General features: G+C 67.8%; 14 protein-coding genes. 2 read left to right on the plus strand and 12 right to left on the minus strand.

All coding sequences use genetic code 11. From position 1 onward, the window contains the following. Positions 1 to 29: 29 nt before the first annotated feature. From QP552_RS14765 to prmB, 12 genes are all read right to left on the minus strand, one after another. On the minus strand, positions 30 to 734 hold the full coding sequence (locus QP552_RS14765) for a hypothetical protein (protein WP_258394026.1): 705 nt from the start codon (positions 732 to 734) through the stop codon (positions 30 to 32). Further along, entirely contained in the window at positions 734 to 6,130 is a 5,397-nt protein-coding gene (locus tag QP552_RS14770; RefSeq protein WP_286073954.1) for a DNA repair ATPase, read from the minus strand. The genes QP552_RS14765 and QP552_RS14770 overlap by 1 nt, the downstream gene beginning before the upstream one ends. Positions 6,131 to 6,214: 84 nt before the next feature. Continuing rightward, positions 6,215 to 8,233 (minus strand): hypothetical protein, encoded by a 2,019-nt coding sequence (locus tag QP552_RS14775; RefSeq protein WP_286073955.1) that lies wholly within the window; start codon positions 8,231 to 8,233, stop codon positions 6,215 to 6,217. Further along, positions 8,233 to 8,904, minus strand: a complete 672-nt coding sequence (locus tag QP552_RS14780; protein WP_106548839.1) for an OB-fold-containig protein — start codon at positions 8,902 to 8,904, stop codon at positions 8,233 to 8,235. Before QP552_RS14780 ends, QP552_RS14775 begins: the two co-directional genes overlap by 1 nt. Before the next feature lie 168 nt (positions 8,905 to 9,072). Continuing rightward, positions 9,073 to 9,729: a phosphoribosylanthranilate isomerase gene (locus QP552_RS14785; RefSeq protein WP_049429515.1), complete on the minus strand. Its 657-nt coding sequence runs from the start codon at positions 9,727 to 9,729 to the stop codon at positions 9,073 to 9,075. Further along, positions 9,726 to 10,496 carry a tRNA pseudouridine(38-40) synthase TruA gene (gene truA / locus QP552_RS14790; RefSeq protein WP_049429514.1) on the minus strand — a complete coding sequence of 257 codons (771 nt, stop codon included), beginning with the start codon at positions 10,494 to 10,496 and terminating at the stop codon, positions 9,726 to 9,728. The genes QP552_RS14785 and truA overlap by 4 nt, the downstream gene beginning before the upstream one ends. A 32-nt stretch (positions 10,497 to 10,528) precedes the next feature. Next, entirely contained in the window at positions 10,529 to 10,891 is a 363-nt protein-coding gene (locus QP552_RS14795) for a VOC family protein (protein WP_049429540.1), read from the minus strand. 26 nt (positions 10,892 to 10,917) lie between these two features. Continuing rightward, complete coding sequence (locus QP552_RS14800) at positions 10,918 to 12,960, minus strand: FimV/HubP family polar landmark protein (RefSeq protein WP_286073956.1); 2,043 nt, start codon at positions 12,958 to 12,960, stop codon at positions 10,918 to 10,920. Positions 12,961 to 13,090: 130 nt separating this feature from the next. After that, on the minus strand, positions 13,091 to 14,119 hold the full coding sequence (locus tag QP552_RS14805; protein WP_012511725.1) for an aspartate-semialdehyde dehydrogenase: 1,029 nt from the start codon (positions 14,117 to 14,119) through the stop codon (positions 13,091 to 13,093). 93 nt (positions 14,120 to 14,212) lie between these two features. Then, the gene (locus QP552_RS14810) at positions 14,213 to 15,250 is read right to left on the minus strand and encodes a D-glycerate dehydrogenase (RefSeq protein WP_286073957.1); all 1,038 of its coding nucleotides are present in this window, start codon (positions 15,248 to 15,250) and stop codon (positions 14,213 to 14,215) included. Further along, positions 15,243 to 16,346 (minus strand): chorismate synthase, encoded by a 1,104-nt coding sequence (gene aroC / locus QP552_RS14815; RefSeq protein ID WP_286073958.1) that lies wholly within the window; start codon positions 16,344 to 16,346, stop codon positions 15,243 to 15,245. The genes QP552_RS14810 and aroC overlap by 8 nt, the downstream gene beginning before the upstream one ends. Continuing rightward, on the minus strand, positions 16,343 to 17,272 hold the full coding sequence (gene prmB, locus QP552_RS14820) for a 50S ribosomal protein L3 N(5)-glutamine methyltransferase (protein WP_005410487.1): 930 nt from the start codon (positions 17,270 to 17,272) through the stop codon (positions 16,343 to 16,345). Before prmB ends, aroC begins: the two co-directional genes overlap by 4 nt. A gap of 122 nt (positions 17,273 to 17,394) precedes the next feature. On the opposite strand from prmB, the gene QP552_RS14825 reads away from it, so the two are divergent. Together QP552_RS14825 and asd are read left to right on the plus strand one after the other, a co-directional pair. Further along, complete coding sequence (locus QP552_RS14825) at positions 17,395 to 18,045, plus strand: SCO family protein (RefSeq protein ID WP_049432390.1); 651 nt, start codon at positions 17,395 to 17,397, stop codon at positions 18,043 to 18,045. Continuing rightward, positions 18,042 to 18,884 carry an archaetidylserine decarboxylase gene (gene asd / locus QP552_RS14830; protein WP_106548843.1) on the plus strand — a complete coding sequence of 281 codons (843 nt, stop codon included), beginning with the start codon at positions 18,042 to 18,044 and terminating at the stop codon, positions 18,882 to 18,884. Before QP552_RS14825 ends, asd begins: the two co-directional genes overlap by 4 nt. The last annotated feature ends 19 nt before the right edge of the window (positions 18,885 to 18,903 follow it).

The raw sequence follows: 18,903 nt of genomic DNA on the forward strand, positions 1-18,903 counted from the left end.
CTTGAAGTAGGTAAGCGGCTGTAGCCGATTCAGCGCAGTCTAGCCTGAGCGGCCGCAACCTCGTCATCGATCTGGGCGTGCAACGCAGCCGCCTTCCCCGCCAATGCAGCACCTGCGGCGCTCTGGTCGGCCAGTGCGGCCTGTCGCCAGGCGGGCAGCAGGACATCATGGATGCGTGCGAAATGCTGCAGCAGCACCGTGTCCTGGTCCTGCAGCAGCTGCCATTGACCGGCTTCGACGCGATGCAGAGTCGCCAGCCGGCGCAGGTGATCCAGCCGTTGCGACAGCGCGGCATGCCCGGACGCATCACACTGCGCCAGCCGTGATGCGCCCAGCTCGGCCCAGGCGTCCAGTGCTGTGGCCGCCTCTGAACGTTCAACGATGGCCAGGGCTCGCTGCTGCTGGCAATGCTGCAGGTGCTGGGCCTGCTCGCGCGCCTGCAGGGCCAGCACCCCCAGTTGCGACTGCAGCGCGTGCCCTTCCGCTTCGCGGTCTACATCGCGCCCAAGCAGGCGCCCCCACCAGCCTTCCTGTCGCCGGATCTGCGCAGGATTCCCCGCCTGCAGGGCCAGAGCGATACGCGCCAGCGCGGCCACCAGGCCTTCGCCCGCAACCGAGGGCAACGTGACGGCCCGCTGCGCAAGTGCCTGCAGCAGCGGCGTACCGTAATCGGCCAGCACGGCGATATCGGTCGTGTCCGGCAACACCGGTGACGGCAGTGGCGCCTGCGGCATCACGGCAGCGGCGGCGGCTGCGGTGTCGATGCCAGGCCGCCCTCGCTGTCTTCCGGCGGCAGCGATTCGCCGTAGAAGTGGCGCATCAGCGCTTCATCCAGTGCGCGTTCTTCCGGCGTCGTCGCACGCCGTACCCGTGCACGCGGCGGCACCGCGCCGCTGGAGCCGCCGCGCTCGACCTGCTGCCGCGCCCAACCGGCGAACGCCGCCAGGGTCTGCGACACCTGTGCCTGCTGCGCCTGTGATGCCACCAGCAGTTCGAGCAGAGGCGCCAACCCGGCCTGCAGATCTTCGGCCAGCAGCGTGGCCGGCGCGCTGTGGGCAACCGCGACCGGCTCCGGCGCAGCGGGCACAGGGCGTGTTTCGGAGAGGCGCTGCAGAGCCTCCAGCAATGCCGGCCACGGCGCCGGATCGGCAACGGCAACGGGCGCCACCTCCGGCGCCGCCGGCGGCAACTGCAGCGCGCTGGCGATGTCCGCCAACTGCGCGACCACGCGTCCACCGACATCGCTGTCGTCGGCTCCCATGGCCTTGTTGCGCAGGAAATCACGCTTGATCTGAGCCCAGCGCTGCGACTGCACCTCATCCAGCACGCCGCGCAGTTCGGCCAGCTTCAGCAGGTTCTCCTCGGCGCCGGTGGTCAGCAGCTGCGCCTCGCCCAGGTAGTGGTCGGAGATCAGCTGCTGCAGCTCGTCCTCGTTCATCACCGGCGAGATCTTCTCCGCCAGCTTGTTCATGTTGCGGTAGCTGCCCTGCAGCCGGAACGGCGGCTCGGTACGGTAACGGTCGTCCTGCGCGGCGCTGGCGATGTACTGCTGGTTTACCCGGTAGACCACGTCGCGAACGCGCAGCATGCGCTGCAGAGTGGCGGTGATCTCGTTGATCTCAGCGCTGCTGTACGCGTGGCTGAGGCCATTGGTGGACACGTCCTTGCCCATCGCACGATCGACCAGCACGTACAGGTCGGCCATGTCACGCGTGGCCAGCGGCGCCAGGACCGGGTTGGAGGTCAGGCTGTTCTCGATGTAGCTCAGGGTGAACGACGCTTCCATGCCACCCAGCACATCGCCGAGGTTGTAGATGTCGGCGCGGTTGGCCAGCATGTCCGGAATCTTGAACACCTCACCGGACTCGGTGTACGGGTTGCCGGCCATGACCACGCAGAACTTCTTGCCACGCATGTCGTAGGTGCGGGTGCGGCCACGCCACACGCCTTCGATGCGACGGGTGCCATCGCACAGCGAGATGAACTTCTGCAGGAACTCGGGATGGGTGTGCTGGATGTCGTCGACATACAGCATGGTGTTGTTGCCCATCTCCAGCGCCAGGTTGAGCTTTTCCAGTTCCTGCCGCGAGGTGGCATCGGGCGCCTGTGCCGGGTCCAGCGAACGCACCTCGTGACCCAGCGCCGGGCCGTTGATCTTCATGAAGACCAGGCCCAGCCGGTGCGCCACGTATTCCATCAGCGTGGTTTTGCCGTAGCCCGGTGGCGAGATCATCATCAGCAGGCCCATCAGGTCGCTGCGCTTGTTCTCGCCGACCGTGCCCATCTGCTTGGCCAGGTTGTCGCCGATCACGCCCAGGTAGACGTCGTTGATCAGCTTGTTGCGGACGAACGAAGACAGCGGCCGCGCCTTGAATTCGGACAGGCGCAGGGTCTGCCGCTCGCGGTTGATGATGCCCTGGCGCACGGCCTGGTAGGCGTGGAAATCCGGCACGAAGCGCTTGAGATGGTGCTGCAGGCGCGCCAGGAAGTCATCCAGCGACAACGACAGCGAGCCGTTGTGGATGCGCGGGTGTTCGCCAAGCAGGCCTGGCACGTCCACGCGCAGCGGCGCATCGCTGGCCCGCGTGCGCAGCTGGCGCTGCACCAGCAGCAGCGCAGCGGCCTCGTCAGCATAACCGGCATGCGCGGCCTGTGCAGGCAGGCCGGCCAGCGCGCGCAGCCATTGCCCGGCCAATGCCCAGCGCGCGGCCAGCGGGTCCTGCGTACGCTGCAGGGCGCGCTCCAGTACTTCGCGCTGCCCGGCCTGGTCCAGCTGATGGGCCAGGGCCTCCAGCAGGGCCTGGGCATGCTTGCTGGTGCTGAACACGGGTTCGCCGTTGACCAGTTCTTCGCCCAGATAGGCGGCCGCCGCCTCGGCGGCTTCTTCGTCGAAGGGCAATGACTGCGACTGCGCGAACGCACTCAGCGCAGCAGCCATTTCCACGCGCAGGGCGTCACGCCCTTCGTCGGAGCCGAACAGGCGAGCGATGGTTTCCGCTCCGGCCTGGCGGCTGGGCCATTGCAGTACCGCTTCTTCGCGCTGCTGCACCGCCCAGAACAGCAGGGCCAGCGCACGCACCCGCGGGGCGTGACGCAGCGCGCCCGCAGACTGCTGCAAGGGCAGCAGCGCGCGCAGGATCAGCGCGGCGTCGTGGTCATGGATACCGCGCTCGTAGCCTTCGCGATAGCGCGGCGCAGCGAAGGCACGAACGCGCTGGTCCAGTGCTTCGGGTGTGGCGACTTCGTGCTGCAGCTGGGCCAGGTCCAGCCCATCGTGGCCCTGCTGCGCGGCCAGCAGCAGGCTGCCGGCCAGGTATTCGCCGCGATAGATCGCATCGGATTCCGAATCCAGCGTCACCGGCCAGAACGGCTTGAGTGCCTCCAGTTCCGGGTCGTGCAGGGTTTCCAGGAAGTCGGTGCCGGTCAGGTGGATGGCCAGCGTATCGCCGCGCGGCAACAGGGTCAGGTCCAGGGCCTGGGTGTTGACGCTGAAGCGGTGGCGCGGGCCAAGCCGGACCACGTTGCCACCGGCTTCGTACAGGTCGCTGCGATCGCGCAGCTGGCGCACGGCCTGGTCGCGCACGCCCTTCAGGCGCGCCTCGATGTCATCGGCCTTGACGTTGTCGCGCAGCATGCGCAGCCGCTCGGCCAGCTCGCGCAGCTTGAGGATCAACGGGTCGCCGGCGAAGAACGCATTGAGTTCATCGGCGGTGGCGAAACGCTCGGTGCGCTTGGCCAGGCCATCGAGGATGCGGTTGGCCGCATCCAGTACTGAACGTGCCTTGCGCTGGCGGTCGTCCAGCAGCGCCTGCTTGTGCGTTTCGAAGGCCTCGACCAGTTCTTCGCGCTTGCTGAGGATGTCGCCGAGGAACTGCTCATGCTCGCCGAACTGGCTCTCCAGTTCTTCCAGCTGCACCAGCAGGCGTGACAGCTGTTCGTCGGCCCTTTCCGGATCGTTGGCCATCGCCAGCGCGCTGGTGATGGACTGCGAGAACAACGCGAACTGGGCGGCGAACTGCGCCACGGCCTCGGCCGAACCGAGGGTGCGGCGGCGCTGTTCGGCGCGGGTGCGCGCCTGGTTCAGCCGTCCGTACAGCGCGGAAATGGATTCGACCACGCGGGTGCGCGCGGTGGCATCGTCCACCTTCAGCCCGGCCATCAGTTCGGACAGCATGTCCAGGTCGGCGGCCATGGCGCGCATGCCGTCCAGCTGCTCGTCCAGCTGGCGCGCGCTGCTGGCCTGCTGGGCGGCTTCGTCCAGCGCCTGCAGGCGGCTGCCCAGCGGTGCCAGTGCGGCATCGCCAGCCAGGAATTCACCGGTTGCCGCACCGACGCGGTCCTGGGCCTGCACCAGTTCGGCAGCCATGGCCTCGATGCGCGCGGTATCGATATAGCGCAGCTCGCGGATGGTCAGCAGCCGCCCGCGCAGCGCGGTGATTTCGTTCAGCGCCTCGACGAAGGCCTGCACCTCGTTCCAGTTCTGCGGCTGCAGGCGGCCCAGCAGGGCCTTGTGCGTGGCCTCGGCGTCGACCATCGCCTGCGCCGACTGCTGGCGGATCGACTGCACCTTCTCGTATTCGTCCAGCACCGATTCGCCGGTGGCGCTGATCTGCCGCAGCAGCGCCTCGGCACCATCGCAGGCCTCGTCGCCCAGCCAGTGGTGGGTGTCGAACAGGCGGCGGGTATCGGCTACCAGGCGCTGGTAGCGCTGCACCGACACGTCCTGGCCGTCGATCTCGCGCGCCAGGTTGAACAGGTTGGAGATGCCGCGCACCAGTTCGGCATTGCCGATGCGGCCCATGAAGGTGTTGCCGGGCGGTCGGCTGGCAGCGAATTCGTCGCTGCTGAACGGCGTCTGCCACACCTGCATCGGATGGATGCGGGTCGGTTCTGCGCCTTCGGCATGGAACAACACCATGCGCCCATCCTGCAGGAAGGCATAGCCGTGGCCGAACACGGGGTTCTGCAGCACGCGCTGGATGGTGTTGTACACGAACAGCGCCGAGCGACCGCCCTCGCGTTCGTAGAAGATGTACAGCACGTCCTCGCCGTTGGGCGAGCGGATGCTGCGCTTGAACTGCATGCCGGCCATCGAGGCGTCGAACGCCTTGTGCTCGCCGCCCTGCAGGTAATAGCCACCCGGGAAGATCACGCCGTGGTCTTCGGGCAGCTGCACGCAGGCCTGCACGATCGCATCGTTGCGCACGATGTCACCGGTAAGCGTGTTGTAGATCAACCCACGCCACACGGTTTCGCGATAGGGCAGCACCTTCAACAGCAGCAGCGAACCGACGCGGGCGAACTCGAACTGGGCATCGTCCAGCGACTGCGTGCTGTCCTCCACCGGTTCGCTGTAGATGCCCTGCCCGGTCTCGGTGTTGTTCTCCACCTTGATGGTGAGGTCACCGCCGGTGGTTTCCACGAACAGGGTATCGAGGATGTTCAGGTGCGAATGACGGCCGCTGACCGCCAGGTCACGCGTGGCCCGGGTCCATTCGAAATCGAACGGCGGCGGCAGGGCGATATCGCGTTCGCCACGCGCGTCGAGGTAGGTCAGCTCGCCTTCGCGCGACAGCGCCCAACGGAACACGCGCACATCGCTGCTGCGCTCGCCGATCTGGAACGAGGCCAGCAGCTTGTCGCCGACCACGATCAGCTGCAGCAGGCGCGCGTGCTTGTAGTAGGCGTACAGCTCGTTGAAGTCGTGCACGAAGCCGGGCTGGTCGAGGAAGCTGCCCTTCAGCTCCAGCGCAGCGACGTCGTAGCCGTCACTACCCTGCACCAGCCGGTACAGGCCGAACACATCCTCGATGCGGGTCTGGGTCTTCAGACCGATGAAGACGTTGTAGCCGAACAGCAGGCGGTCCGGGCCCACCTGCACGATGTCGCGGCCGACGCAGTTGTTCTCGCTGCGGATGCGGAAACGCCCGACCACTTCCAGCCGGCTGTCGCCGAACTCGGCCAGGCGCTGGCGGTTGAGCGTTTCGGCCAGGCCCTGCAGGCGCTGGCCCTGTTCGGCCAGGCGGCGGCGCAGGACTTCGTAGGCACCGCCCTGGGCAACGGCCTGGTCGACGGTGTTGCCGCCGGCCTCCGCTGCGGTGGGTTCGGCGGTCGGATGGGTTTCAGACATCAGCAGGCTTCCGGCTCACGGGCGGACGGCCGCTGTCGCGGCCGGCGCGGGCGGGCGATGGCGGCGTGGCCATCGCCCGATGCATCAACGGGCGCTGTCGACCACGGTGGCCGGCACGGTGGGCACCGCTTCGGCGTCCTCGGCGATCTGGCGCGGTGCCGGCTCGGCCACGGCCACGCCCAGGTAGCGCTGCATCAGCTCCTGCACGATCGGGCTCTTGCCGGCAAAACCCTCGATCGACTTGCCCAGCGACACCGCCTTGACCAGGTTCTCGAACATGCCGCCGTCGCCGCCGACCAGATCGATGTCGGCGTTGCGCAGCGCGCTGGCGATGACGTTGGCGTTCTCGCGCGAGACTTCCTTGCCGGCTTCGATCGAGGCCAGCGCCTGCTTCAGGCTGTTGTCCAGCATCATGCGGAACTCTTCGTGGCCGCGTGCCTGGTCGCTCAGCGAAGCGATCGCCTCGAACTTGCGCACCAGGCCCTCGGCCTCGGCCAGCAGCTTCTTCTGCACCACGCCGGCTTCGGCGTTGCCCAGCGATTCGGTGGCGGTGGCGCGCGCCAGGCCCATCTTCTCTTCGCCCTGGGCCTGCGCCTGCAGCGTCTCGGCCAGCACACGGGCTTCGTTGCTGCCCTGCTTCAGGCTGGCTTCGGCCTTGGCCTCGATCACGCGCGCTTCGGCGATGCCGATCTTCTCGATGGCCAGTGCCGAGGCTTCACGCACCTGCGCTTCGGCCAGGCCCGGCGCAGCCTGTTCGGCACGGTAGGCGTCGGCCAGCAGGCGCTTGGCTTCGGCCTGCTTGCCGGCCGCTTCGTGCTCGGCCTGGGCCAGCGTGGTCAGTTCAACGGCACGATGCTTGGAGGCGGTTTCGCGCGCCTGCGCTTCCTTCACTTCACGCACCAGCGATTCCTGCGCCTTGGCCTCGGCTTCCAGGATCAGCACCTGCTTCTGGCGGTCCGCCTCGGAGACCTCGCGCACTTCCTTGATGCGCTCTTCTTCCTGGGCCACGGTCTTGTCGATGGAGATGCGTTCGCGGGTGATGTTGGCCACGTCCATCTTGCCCTGCTCGACCACCTTGTCGCGTTCCACGCCCTGCAGCTGCACTTCACGGTCGGTAGTGACCTGCTCCAGCTGGCGTGCGCGCTCGACGCGCTCGGCTTCGATGGCCACCGCACGCTGGCGGTTCTGCTCGGCCACTTCCACTTCGCGCAGGCGGTTCTGGTCGCGGATCTCGATCAGCTGCTGCGCTTCGATGCGGGCGTTCTCGGACAGCTGGCGCTGTTCTTCCTGCACCTTGGCGGTCTCGGCTTCCTCGCGCGCGCGGATGGTCTCGATCTCGCGCTTCTGGCGGGCTTCCGCTTCGGCCTGCTGGCGTTCCAGCGCCAGCAGCGCCTCACGCGCTTCCACGTTCTTCTTGGTGATGGCGAGCTTCTCGTTCTGCTCCAGCTCGTTGGTCACCACGTTCTGCGCAGCGGTCAGCTCGGTGATCTTGCGGATGCCCTGCGCGTCGAGGATGTTGAACTGGTCCAGCAGCGACTTCGGGGTCTGTTCCAGATAGTCGATCGCCACGTCCTCCAGCACATAGCCGTTCAGATCGTTGCCGATGACCGCGATGATCTCGTCGCGGAACTCCTGGCGCTTCTCGAACAGCTCGGTGAAGTCGAACTTCTTGCCCACCGTCTTCAGCGCTTCGGAGAACTTGGCGTTGAACAGCTCGTCGACGGCGTGCTTGTCCGAGGCACGATCGGCGCCGATGGCCTTGGCCACGCGCAGCACGTCGGCCTGGGTTTCATTGACCCGCAGGTAGAAGGCCACGGCGATATCGGCACGCATGTTGTCGCGGCAGATCAGGCCTTCCTTGCCGCGGCGGTCGATCTGCAGGGTGATCAGGCTGATGCGCATCAGCTCGGCGCGGTACAGCACCGGGATGATCAGCGCACCGGTGAAGTGCACCTTGGGCGTGGAGCTCATGTCGTTGACGATCAGGGCCACGCCCTGGTCGACCTTGCGGTAGAAGGCCTTGAACAGGCCGGCCAGGCCGAGCAGCCCGACCAGCAGGACGGCGACGCCGATCAGGAAGGGGGCCATGGTTGCCAACGTCATCAGTGATTCTCCTTGTTGCCCGGAAGCAGGTTGTCCTGGAAATCGAGGGCGACCGCATCGGCGCGGACCACCCGGTAGTAATGCTGTTCGGCCACGTGCTCGACCAGCACGATGCGCTCGCCACGCTGCAGCTCAATGTCGCTGCGCACCTGCAGCACCAGCCCGGCGCCACCGTCATCGAAGGTGGCGTGGCCGCTGCGGGCATCCACTTTCGGCGAGGCGACCACACCGATGCGCCCCAGCAACGAGGCCTGGGCCACCGGCCGCAGGCGCAGCAGGAACCGACGGACGGGGTGCAGCAGAAGCGCGGTGACCGGCACCGCAGGCAGGGGAGCCAGCACGGCCACGACCGCGCCGATCGTCCAGCGCAGCAGGTCCGGCAACGGCAGCAGCACGAAAAGATGGATGAAATAGGTCAGCGCCCAGCCGAAGAAGCCCAGCAGCGTGACCACGACCATGACCGGCACTCCGCCCAGGCCGAAGCGCTGCAGCAGGGCCGACAGGCCGCTGAGATCGTTGCCGCCGTCCAGGGCGCCATCGGCGCCAAGGTCGCCGAAGCCATCGTCGACCAGGCCAAATGCGGCAAGCCCCCAATAGATCAGCGATACCGCCAGCACGATGCTGTACGGCAGGGTCGGGAAACCGAACACAACGCTGAGGAACTCCTGCATCGCTTGCCTTCCTGGGCTGTGGGCGGCGATCGCCCGTTCGGAACGCGCAGAGCGCGCCCCGTGGATCCCCGCGCCGGCCCTCATGGCTGGCGCGCTTGGGTCCATCCTATGTGAAGAATACGTGCAGGCTCAAATCCAGGTCCAGATCACGGCAAATGGTGACGCAAATCACTCCAGGACCGTGCAGTCCGCGCGGCGCACTTCCTCGACGAAGGTACGCATCTTGTAGCCGTCCTTGATGCCCGGCTCCAGTTCGATGCCGCTGGACACGTCCACGCCCCACGGCAGGGTAGCCAGCACGGCATCGTAGACGTTTTCCGGGTTCAGGCCACCGGCCAGCAGGAACGGCCGATGCAGGCCGGTCGGGATACGGCCCCAGTCGAAGGCCACGCCGGTACCGCCACCGCCACCGGGGGCGTGGCTGTCGAACAGGAACCCCGCCGCGCTGGGGTAACGCAGCTGCAACGTGCGCGCATTGACCTCTTCCCGGCCCCCCATGGCAATCGCCTTCAGGTAGGGCATGTTGAAGCTGCGGCAGAAGCTCTCGTCTTCCTCGCCGTGGAACTGCAGCAGGGTCGGCCGCACCGTGCGCAGCACCTCGCGCACCTCTTCCTTGCTGTTGTTGCGGAACAGGGCCACCACATCGACCATCGGCGCGATCGCCTGGCGCATCGCGCGTGCTTCGGCAGGAGCAACCCGGCGGCTGCTCTCGCGGGCAAAGATGAAACCCACTGCGTCCACGCCCAGCTCACCGGCCAGGCGGACATCGCCTGCACGGGTCATGCCACAGAACTTGATGCGCGTGCGGTAGTAGGAGCGGCTCATAGCGTGACCTCGGCGGGCAGATGCCAGTTGTCGGGGTACAGGGGCCCAAGGAACACCAGGCCCTGCGGCGGTGCGGTGGGACCGGCTACGGTGCGATCGCGCCCGGCCAGCAGTTCGGCGATCCAGTCCACCGGTTTTTCGCCGCTACCCACCAGGATCAACGATCCGACGATATTGCGGACCATGTGATGAAGGAATGCATTGCCCTGCACGGCCACTTCAATCACCTCGCCCTGGCGGCTGACCTGCAGCGACTGCAGCTCACGCCGCGCATGCAGCGCCTGGCATTGCACGGAGCGGAACGCGCTGAAGTCGTTCTCGCCGATCAGGGCCTGGCCGGCGGCGTGCATCAGGGTCTCGTCCAGCGCCCGGCGCTCCCAGCTGAGGGTCTGCCGGTCCAGCGCTGGCCGCACCTCGCGGTTGAGCAGGCGGTAGCGGTAGCGGCGTGCGCGTGCCGAGAAGCGGGCGTGGAAGTCATCGGCCACCGGCACGCACCAGCGCACCGCGATCGAGCGCGGCAGGCGGGTGGTGGTGCCCAGCATCCAGGCGCGCGGATCGCGCACCACGTCGGTATCGAAATGCACGACCTGGCACTGGCCATGCACGCCGGCATCGGTGCGGCCGGCGCAGACCACCTGCAGCGGCGCATCGGCCACCGACGACAGGGCCTGCTCAAGGCTGGCCTGCACGCTGGGACCGCCCTCGCCCAGGTTCTGCCAGCCCCTGAAATCGCTGCCGTCGTACTCGACGCCAAGCGCGTAACGCATGTGCTACCTCGATATTGCGTATGGGGCGGCGCTCAGGCCGGATCGCGTTCGGACCAGACCGCCAGTTCGTTGCCACCGGGCTCGACGAACTGGAAGCGGCTGCCGCCGGGGAAGGAAAACACCGGCCGCACGATCTCACCGCCAGCGTTGCGCACCGCTGCTTCGACCGGCACCAGCTGGTCGGCATACAGCACCAGCAGCGGTGCGCCGCTGTCGCTGGCCCGCTGGGGCTGGCCGCGGAAGAAGCCCCCTTGCAGGCGGCCATCGTCGAACGCGGTGTAGTCGCTGCCATAGTCGACGAACGACCAGCCGAACACCTTCTCGAAGAAGGCACGGCTGGCGGCCGGGTCGCTGGAGGCGAATTCAACGTAGTCGATGCGGCGCTCGCGGCTCATGGCAGGGTCCTTGTCGGCGGGTTCGGTCACGGCAGGCGGGCCAGCAGTTCGCGGGCCTGGGCCTGGCTGTGCGGATCGCCGCCTTCGGCGACCTCCAGCAGCAGGGTACGCGCGGTCTGCGCGTCGCCCAGGTCCAGGTATGCGATGGCAAGCTCGAGGCGCTCCTGGCCGGCACGCGGCAGCCAGCCGGCATCGCCGTTGTCCGCAGCCGCGCTGGCCGCAGTCTCCTCGGGATGCGACGTGCCGATACCGTCGATTCCGTCATGATGCCTGGCATCAACCGGGAACTCGTTCTGATGCGCTTCGGCCGGCAGATCGAACACGCCGCGGAACTGCGGCTGCTGTTCGGCATGCAGCGCGTAGTCCGGCACCGCCACTTCAGATGGCGTCCCTGGTGCGGCCGGCTCATCCTGTACCGGCGCCTCAACAACATCTTCGCGTGCGGTCGCGGGCTCGTCCCAGCGCGGCAGATCGGTCACCGCCTCGGGCAGTACGACCACGTCTTCGTCGCGCAGCATGTCAGCCTTCCAGTCGGCCTGCACCGCGTGGTCGGCGATCGGATCGACCGCTGCTTCGGCATGGCCCTCGGGCTCGCTCGCCCAGGCTGGCATCGCCGGTTCCTGGCGGCCGCCATCGGCCACCGCCGACGACCATGAAGACTGCTCGGCCAGCGTGTCCAGTGCCGCACCCGCAGGAACCGCAGCAGCCAGCCCGGCGGCGTCACCCTCTTCGCGCAGCGGGGGCAGCGGCGAAGGCTTGCGACGGCGCAGCAACCAGGCTGCGCCTGCTGCCAGCAGCAGCACCGGCAGGCCCAGCCAGTACCACGGCGTCACTGCATCACGGGAACCCGGCGCCTGTGCCAGGCGCTGCTGCGCGGCAGCCAGGTCGTTGTCCTTCATCGCGATCAACGACTGCTGCTGCTCCTTCAGCTTCTCCAGATCAGCCACGCGCTGCTTCAGTTCACCGATCTCGGCATCGCGGGTGGCGATGTCCTCACGCGCCTGTCGCAGTTGTTCGTTGCCCAGCATGTCACCCTCGCTGCCGGCAGCGGTGCCGGTGGTTGTGCCCGCGTGCGCGGCGTCGGACGCCAGCGCCGGAGCGATCTCAAGTCGTGCCCCGTTGGCGGCAGCCGGGGAAGAAGCGTTCGCGGTTGCCGCCTTGGCGGCCGGCGCGACCGCACCCGCCGGTTGCGGCACGGTACGCGCCTGCCGCCATTGCGCAGCGTGCTCGCGCACCAGCGCGGCGGCCTCGGCGGCATCGACAGCGGCAAGCGCATCGCTGCCCGGCACGCGCAGCACCGCGCCCTGCTTGAGCAGATTGACGTTGCCACGGATGAAGGCTTCGGGATTGGCGCGCAGCAGGGCGATCATCGCGCGGTCGCGGCTGACCTGGTTGCCACGCGCCACCGCGCTGGCGATCTGCGACAGGGTCTGACCGCGCTGCACGGTGATGCTGCCGTCGGCCGGCGCTGCCGCAACCGGTGCAGGTTCCGCACGCGGCCGAGCCGGCGTGGCTGCAGGTGCCGCGGCAGGCGCCCGGGGTGGCACATCGGGCACCGTTGCAGCAGGCGCGGGTGCCGGCTCGCGCGCGATGGTGTTGGACAGGGTGCCGGCCGGCGCCACGATCTCGGGCTCGGTGACGGCCAGCGCGCTGGACGGTGCATCGACCAGTGCCGAGTACTCGCGGACCAGACGGCCCTGGCCCCATTCGGCTTCGATCAGGAAACTCAGCGACGGAGTCTCGACCGGCGCCTGCGAGGTCACCCGCACCACCGCCCTGCCCTGCGCATTGCGGGTCAGCTCGAACTGCAGCTCGCTGACCAGCCCGGTCGGCCGCTGCAGGCCGACGCGTTCGAAGGTAACCGGCGAGGCCAGTGCGACGCGCAGGTTCTCCAGCTCGGACGGGTCAGCCGACACCACCGGGATTTCGGCCAGCAACGGCTGCCCCGGCTTGGACAGGACACGGATGTCCCCCAGGCCCAATGCGAGTGCCGAACTGCTGGCCAGGGCCAGCAGCGCGGTGGAAAGATAGAGGAGCGGGCGCTTTGCGCCCCTGGCCCGTTTATTCATGGGCGACACTATAAAGCGTGCGGACCGGGGTCCGCACCCATGTAGAGCCGAGCACGTGCCCGGCTGCATGGCCTGAGCCAAGCGTGGGCCCGGCCCTGCAGAAAAGGCCGGGCATTGCCCGGCCTCTCCATCAGCGCTGCTCGGCGGCGACCAGCTCGGCCAGCTGCACGGCATTCAACGCCGCGCCCTTGCGCACGTTGTCCGACACGATCCACAGGTTCAGGCCGCGCGGATGCGACAGGTCCTCACGGATACGGCCGACATACACCGCATCGGTGCCCGAGGCATGGGTGACCGGGGTCGGATAACCACCGGCTTCATGGCGGTCCACCACTTCAATGCCCGGCGACTGCTCCAGCAGCGCGCGCGCTTCGGCCACGGTGACCTTGTCGCGGGTCTCGATCGCCACCGACTCGGAGTGGCCGTAGAAAACCGGCACACGCACCGCGGTCGGGTTCACCAGGATGCTGTCGTCGCCGAGGATCTTGCGGGTCTCCCAGATCAGCTTCATCTCTTCCTTGGTGAAACCGTTGTCCTGGAAGTCATCGATGTGCGGGATCAGGTTGAAGGCGATCTGCACCGGGAAGCGCTGCGGATCGATTTCCTGGAAGCTGAGCAGCTGGCCAGTCTGCTTGCCCAGCTCTTCGGTGGCCGAACGACCACCGCCGGACACCGACTGGTAGGTGGAGACGTTGATGCGCTCGATGCCGTACTTGCGGTGCAGCGGCGCCAGCGCCACCAGCATCTGCATGGTCGAGCAGTTCGGGTTGGCGATGATGCCGCGCGGACGGTTGGCCACCTGTTCCGGATTGACCTCGGACACCACCAGCGGCACGTCATCGTCGTAACGGAAGGCCGAGGAGTTGTCGATCACCACCGCACCGGCAGCGGCGAACTTCGGTGCGTATTCCTTGGACACGCTGCCACCGGCCGAGAACAGCGCGATCTCGACACCGCTCGGATCGAAGGTGGCCAGGTCCTGCACCTTGACCTTCTGGCCGTTGAACTCGATCTCGCCACCGGCCGAACGTTCCGAAGCGAGGACGCTCAGGGTGCCGACCGGGAAATCACGCTCGGCCAGGATCGACAACATGGTCTCGCCGACCGCACCGGTGGCACCGACGACGGCAACGTGGAAACTGCGCTGTGCATTGCTCATGGGGGAAAACTCTCACGAAAACGGAAATGGGGAAGAAACACGCACGACAGCTGGGTTCGGGGAACCTCCTCAGGCGGGGCGCGCGGAGGTTCCCTATCGTTTCCCGGTTTTTTTGCTCAGGGTCACGCGCGCAGCCATGGCCGCGTCAGCGTTGATCGCGCTCGGCATGCACGAGGGTGCGCCATCCAGGCCGAGCCCGGCAACCAGATTGTCGACGGCCAGCTGTACCATCGCCGTGCGCGTGGCCAGCGAGGCACTGCCGATATGCGGCGTCAGCACCACATTGCGCAGCGCCAGCAGCTCCGGACGCACCGTCGGCTCGCCCTCGTAGACATCCAGGCCGGCAGCGGCCAGCCGGCCGTGGGCCAGTGCGTCAGCCAGCGCCAGTTCGTCGACGATGCCGCCGCGGGCGATGTTCACCAGGGTGGCTGACGGCTTCATCTTCGCCAGTGCCGCCGCATCGATGATGTGATGCGAGGCCGGGGTGTAGGGCAGTACCGTGACCAGGTGGTCGGACTGCGCCAGCAGCGTGTCCAGGTCCACGTAGGTCGCGCCAAGCGCCGCCTCGGTATCGGCCGGCAACCGCGAACGGTTGTGGTACAGCACCTTCATGCCGAACCCGTGTGCACCGCGGCGTGCGATGCCCTGGCCGATGCGGCCCATGCCGAGGATGCCCAGCGTGCTGCCATGGACATCCGCGCCCAGCATGGTCTGGAACGACCACTGCTGCCACTGGCCTTCGCGCAGCCAGCGCTCGGACTCGGTGATCCGGCGCGCAGTGGCCATCAGCAACGCGAAGCCGAGATCGGCAGTGGTCTCGGTCAGGACGTCCGGCGTGTTGCTGGCGAGGATGCCGGCCGCAGTGAGCGCGTCGACATCCAGATTGTTGTAGCCGACGCCGACATTGGCGATCACCTGCAGCTGCGCGGCGCCGGCCACCTGGGCCGCACCGATGCGCTCGTTGAGGGTGATGATCGCGCCGTCGGCGCGGGCCAGCTGTTCGGCGATCTGCGCGGGCGTCCAGGCGGTGACGGTGTCGGTGCTGCGCAGCTGTACGCGATCGCGCAACGGCGCGATGGCCGCGTCGATCAGCGGCTGGCTCACCCACACGGTCGGCCGCGTGTCAGCCATCGATCTGCCCGGGAATGCGCGGGGTGATCGTGCCGACATCGCCGCACTGCGCACGATGGCGCAGCGCCTGGTCCATCAGCACCAGCGCCACCATCGCCTCGGCGATCGGGGTGGCGCGGATGCCGACACAGGGATCGTGGCGACCAGTGGTGACCACATCGACCACGTTGCCGGCCGTGTCCAGCGACGGACCCGGCAGGCGCAGGCTGGAAGTCGGCTTCAGGGCAATCGACGCAACTACCGGCTGGCCGGTGGAGATGCCACCGAGGATGCCGCCGGCATGGTTGCTGGCGAAGCCCTGCGGCGTCAGCAGGTCGCGGTGCTCGGTGCCCTTCTGCGCGGCACTGAGAAAACCATCGCCGATCTCCACGCCCTTCACCGCGTTGATGCTCATCAGGGCAGCGGCCAGTTCACCATCGAGCTTGCCGTAGATCGGCTCGCCCCAGCCCGGCGGCACGTTGTCGGCCACCACGTCCACGCGCGCACCAACCGAATCACCGGACTTGCGCAGCGCATCCATGTACGCCTCCAGCTCGGGCACCTGTGCGGCATGCGGCCAGAAGAACGGATTGTCTTCCACCGCCGACCAGTCGAAACCGGCCGGGGTGACGTCGCCCAGTTGCGACAGGTAACCACGCACGGTCACGCCGAAGCGCTCGGCCAGCCACTTCTTGGCGACCACGCCGGCGGCAACGCGCATGGTGGTCTCGCGTGCCGAGGAACGGCCGCCACCGCGCGGGTCACGGATGCCGTACTTGTGCCAGTAGCTGTAGTCGGCATGACCCGGCCGGAACTGCTGGCCGATGTTGGCGTAGTCCTTGCTGCGCTGGTCGGTGTTGCGGATCAGCAGCGCAATCGGGGTGCCGGTGGTCAGGCCCTCGTATACGCCGGAGAGGATCTCGACTTCATCGGCCTCGCGACGCGCCGAGGTGTGCCGGCTCTTGCCGGTGGCGCGACGCTGCAGGTCGTGGGCGAATTCGGCCGCGTCCAGCGCCAGCCCCGGAGGGCAGCCATCGATCACGCAGCCGATGGCCGGCCCGTGCGACTCGCCGAACGTGGTGACGGTGAACAGCTTGCCGAACGAATTGGAGCTCACGGGCGCTGCGCCGCCAGTTCGGTGATACGCGCGCTGTGGGCGATCAGCTCGCGGCACTCGACCGCGAAGATGCCCATCTGGCCGACCTTGAACTCGATCCAGGCGAAGTCGACTTCCGGCAGCAGCTTGATCAGGTGCTGCTCGGATTCGCCCACTTCGCAGATCAGCAGGCCGTCCTCGCTCAGGTGCAGCGGGGCGTCGCGCAGGATCTTCAGCACCAGGTCCAGGCCGTCGTCGCCGGCACGCAGGCCCATTTCCGGCTCGTAGGAGTATTCCTGCGGCAGGGCATCGGTCTCGTCGTTGGTGACGTACGGCGGATTGGTGACGATCAGGTCGTAATGGCGGCCGGTCAGGCCGTTGAACAGATCCGACTTGAGCAGGGTGACATTGTGCGCCTGCAGGCGTTCCTTGTTCTCTTCAGCCAGCGACAGTGCGTCGTCACTGAGGTCGACGCCATCCACTTCCCAGTTCGGGTAGTAGTGGCCCATGGCGATGGCGATGCAGCCCGAACCGGTGCACAGGTCCAGCGCACGGCTGACATCGCGGCCGGCCAGCCACGGCTCGAAGCCGCATTCAATCAGTTCGGCGATCGGCGAGCGCGGCACCAGGGCGCGCTTGTCGCTCTTGAAACTCAGGCCGGCGAACCAGGCCTCGCCGGTCAGGTAGGCGGCCGGGATGCGTTCGTCGATGCGGCGCTGGAATAGTTCCAGCACGCGCAGCTTCTCGGCCTGCAGCAGGCGCGCCTGGCCGTACGCCGGGCCGAGGTCGTGCGGCAGGTGCAGGCTGTGCAGCACCAGCTGGGTGGCCTCGTCCAGCGCATTGTCGTAGCTGTGACCGAAGGTCAGCCCGGCTTCGTTGAAACGGCTGGTGCCGTAGCGGATCAGATCGATGATCGTGTGGAGTTCGGCGGCCGTTTCAGCGGTCATGGCGGTACTGCGGGCAAAGTGGCCCCCGATTATAGGGGCTGGCGCCCGCGGCGGCATCCGTTGCGGCGGAAACGATCGGGCCGCAGCCGGTATGATGGAGCCCACTTCGCGCGGGGGCACCCATGTTCAATCGCAACGCCGGCATCATCCTGCTGATCGCCCTGGCGGCGGGCCTGGGCCTGCTGGCCGCCCAGCAGGTGTTTGCGCCGAAGCCGCCGGCCAACGCCCCGGCCACCGAAGCGGTCACGCTGTACCCGCAGCCGCGTGAACTGCCCGACTTCAACCTGGCCCAGTCCGACGGCACCCGCCTGATCCCGGGCGAACTGAAGGGCCACTGGACCCTGGTGTTCCTGGGCTTCACCTTCTGCCCGGACGTGTGCCCGACCACCCTGGCCGAACTGGCCGGCGCGCAGAACCAGTGGGAAGCGCTGCCTGACACGCTGCGCCCGCGGGTGCTGTTCATCTCGGTCGACCCCGACCGCGACAGCGCCACGCGGCTGGGCGAGTACGTGCACGGCTTCCACAAGGACACCCTGGCCGCCACCGCCGATGTGCCCTCGCTGGAACGCTTCGCCACCTCGCTGGGCTTCGTGTTCCAGAAGGTGCCGGGCAAGCACTTCGACGAAAACCCCGAGGACTACACCGTCGAGCATTCGGCCAGCCTGGCCGTGCTCGATCCGCAGGGCCGCCTTGCCGGCCTGGTGCGCCCCCCGTTCAATGCGCCGGCCATTGCCCGCGACCTGCAGAAGCTGACCGAGAAAACCGCCCCATGAGCCTCACCACCGCCCTGACGTACGCCCTGCCCCACCGCCTGCTGTCTTCGATGGCGCGTTCGCTGGCGTACTCGGACGATCCGCGCGTATCGCGCTGGCTGATCGACACGGTCACCCGCAAGTTCAACGTCAACCTGGACGAAGCGGCCAACCCGGACCCGCGCAGCTACGCCACCTTCAACCAGTTCTTCACCCGTGCGCTGAAGCCGGGCGCGCGCGTGGCCGACGCCGATCCGCGCAGCCTGGTGATGCCGGCCGACGGCCGCATCAGCCAGCTGGGGAAGATCGAGGCCGGCCGCATCTTCCAGGCCAAGGGGCAGTCGTTCACCGCCGCCGAGCTGCTGGGCAGCGACGAGGACGCCAAGCCGTACAACGATGGCCTGTACGCCACCGTGTACCTGTCGCCGCGCGACTACCACCGCGTGCACATGCCGTGGACCGGCACCCTGCGCGAGACCGTGCACGTGCCGGGCCGCCTGTTCAGCGTCGGCCCGGCCGCGGTGAACGGCGTGCCGCGCCTGTTTGCCCGCAACGAGCGCCTGGTCTGCCACTTCGACACCAGCTTCGGCCCGATGGTCAGCGTGATGGTCGGCGCACTGCTGGTGTCCGGCGTGGAGACCGTATGGAGCGGTGAGGAGATCCCGGCCTACGGTGACCGCATCACCCGCAAGGATTACCGCGGCCAGGGCATCAAGCTTGAGCGTTTCGCCGAGATGGCGCGCTTCAACTACGGTTCCACCGTGATCGTGCTGCTGCCGCCGGGCGTGGCCGAGTTCGCCCCCCAGCTGGGCGCTGAGAGCCCGGTGCAGCTGGGCCAGGCGCTGGCGAAGCTGCGCTGACCGTCGATCCACGCCATGC

The organism is Stenotrophomonas sp. 59, assembly GCF_030291095.1.
Lineage (GTDB): Bacteria > Pseudomonadota > Gammaproteobacteria > Xanthomonadales > Xanthomonadaceae > Stenotrophomonas > Stenotrophomonas maltophilia_Q.

Excerpts from the sequence above, each read along its gene's own strand:
- QP552_RS14780 (WP_106548839.1), bottom strand. The coding sequence starts at position 8,904 with ATGCAGGAGTTCCTCAGCGTTGTGTTCGGTTTCCCGACCCTGCCGTAC.
- QP552_RS14785 (WP_049429515.1), bottom strand. The coding sequence starts at position 9,729 with ATGAGCCGCTCCTACTACCGCACGCGCATCAAGTTCTGTGGCATGACC.
- asd (WP_106548843.1), top strand. The coding sequence starts at position 18,042 with ATGAGCCTCACCACCGCCCTGACGTACGCCCTGCCCCACCGCCTGCTG.
- QP552_RS14770 (WP_286073954.1), bottom strand. The coding sequence starts at position 6,130 with ATGTCTGAAACCCATCCGACCGCCGAACCCACCGCAGCGGAGGCCGGC.
- QP552_RS14805 (WP_012511725.1), bottom strand. The coding sequence starts at position 14,119 with ATGAGCAATGCACAGCGCAGTTTCCACGTTGCCGTCGTCGGTGCCACC.
- QP552_RS14810 (WP_286073957.1), bottom strand. The coding sequence starts at position 15,250 with ATGGCTGACACGCGGCCGACCGTGTGGGTGAGCCAGCCGCTGATCGAC.
- QP552_RS14795 (WP_049429540.1), bottom strand. The coding sequence starts at position 10,891 with ATGAGCCGCGAGCGCCGCATCGACTACGTTGAATTCGCCTCCAGCGAC.
- QP552_RS14765 (WP_258394026.1), bottom strand. The coding sequence starts at position 734 with ATGCCGCAGGCGCCACTGCCGTCACCGGTGTTGCCGGACACGACCGAT.
- QP552_RS14825 (WP_049432390.1), top strand. The coding sequence starts at position 17,395 with ATGTTCAATCGCAACGCCGGCATCATCCTGCTGATCGCCCTGGCGGCG.
- QP552_RS14775 (WP_286073955.1), bottom strand. The coding sequence starts at position 8,233 with ATGACGTTGGCAACCATGGCCCCCTTCCTGATCGGCGTCGCCGTCCTG.
- truA (WP_049429514.1), bottom strand. The coding sequence starts at position 10,496 with ATGCGTTACGCGCTTGGCGTCGAGTACGACGGCAGCGATTTCAGGGGC.
- prmB (WP_005410487.1), bottom strand. The coding sequence starts at position 17,272 with ATGACCGCTGAAACGGCCGCCGAACTCCACACGATCATCGATCTGATC.
- QP552_RS14800 (WP_286073956.1), bottom strand. The coding sequence starts at position 12,960 with ATGAATAAACGGGCCAGGGGCGCAAAGCGCCCGCTCCTCTATCTTTCC.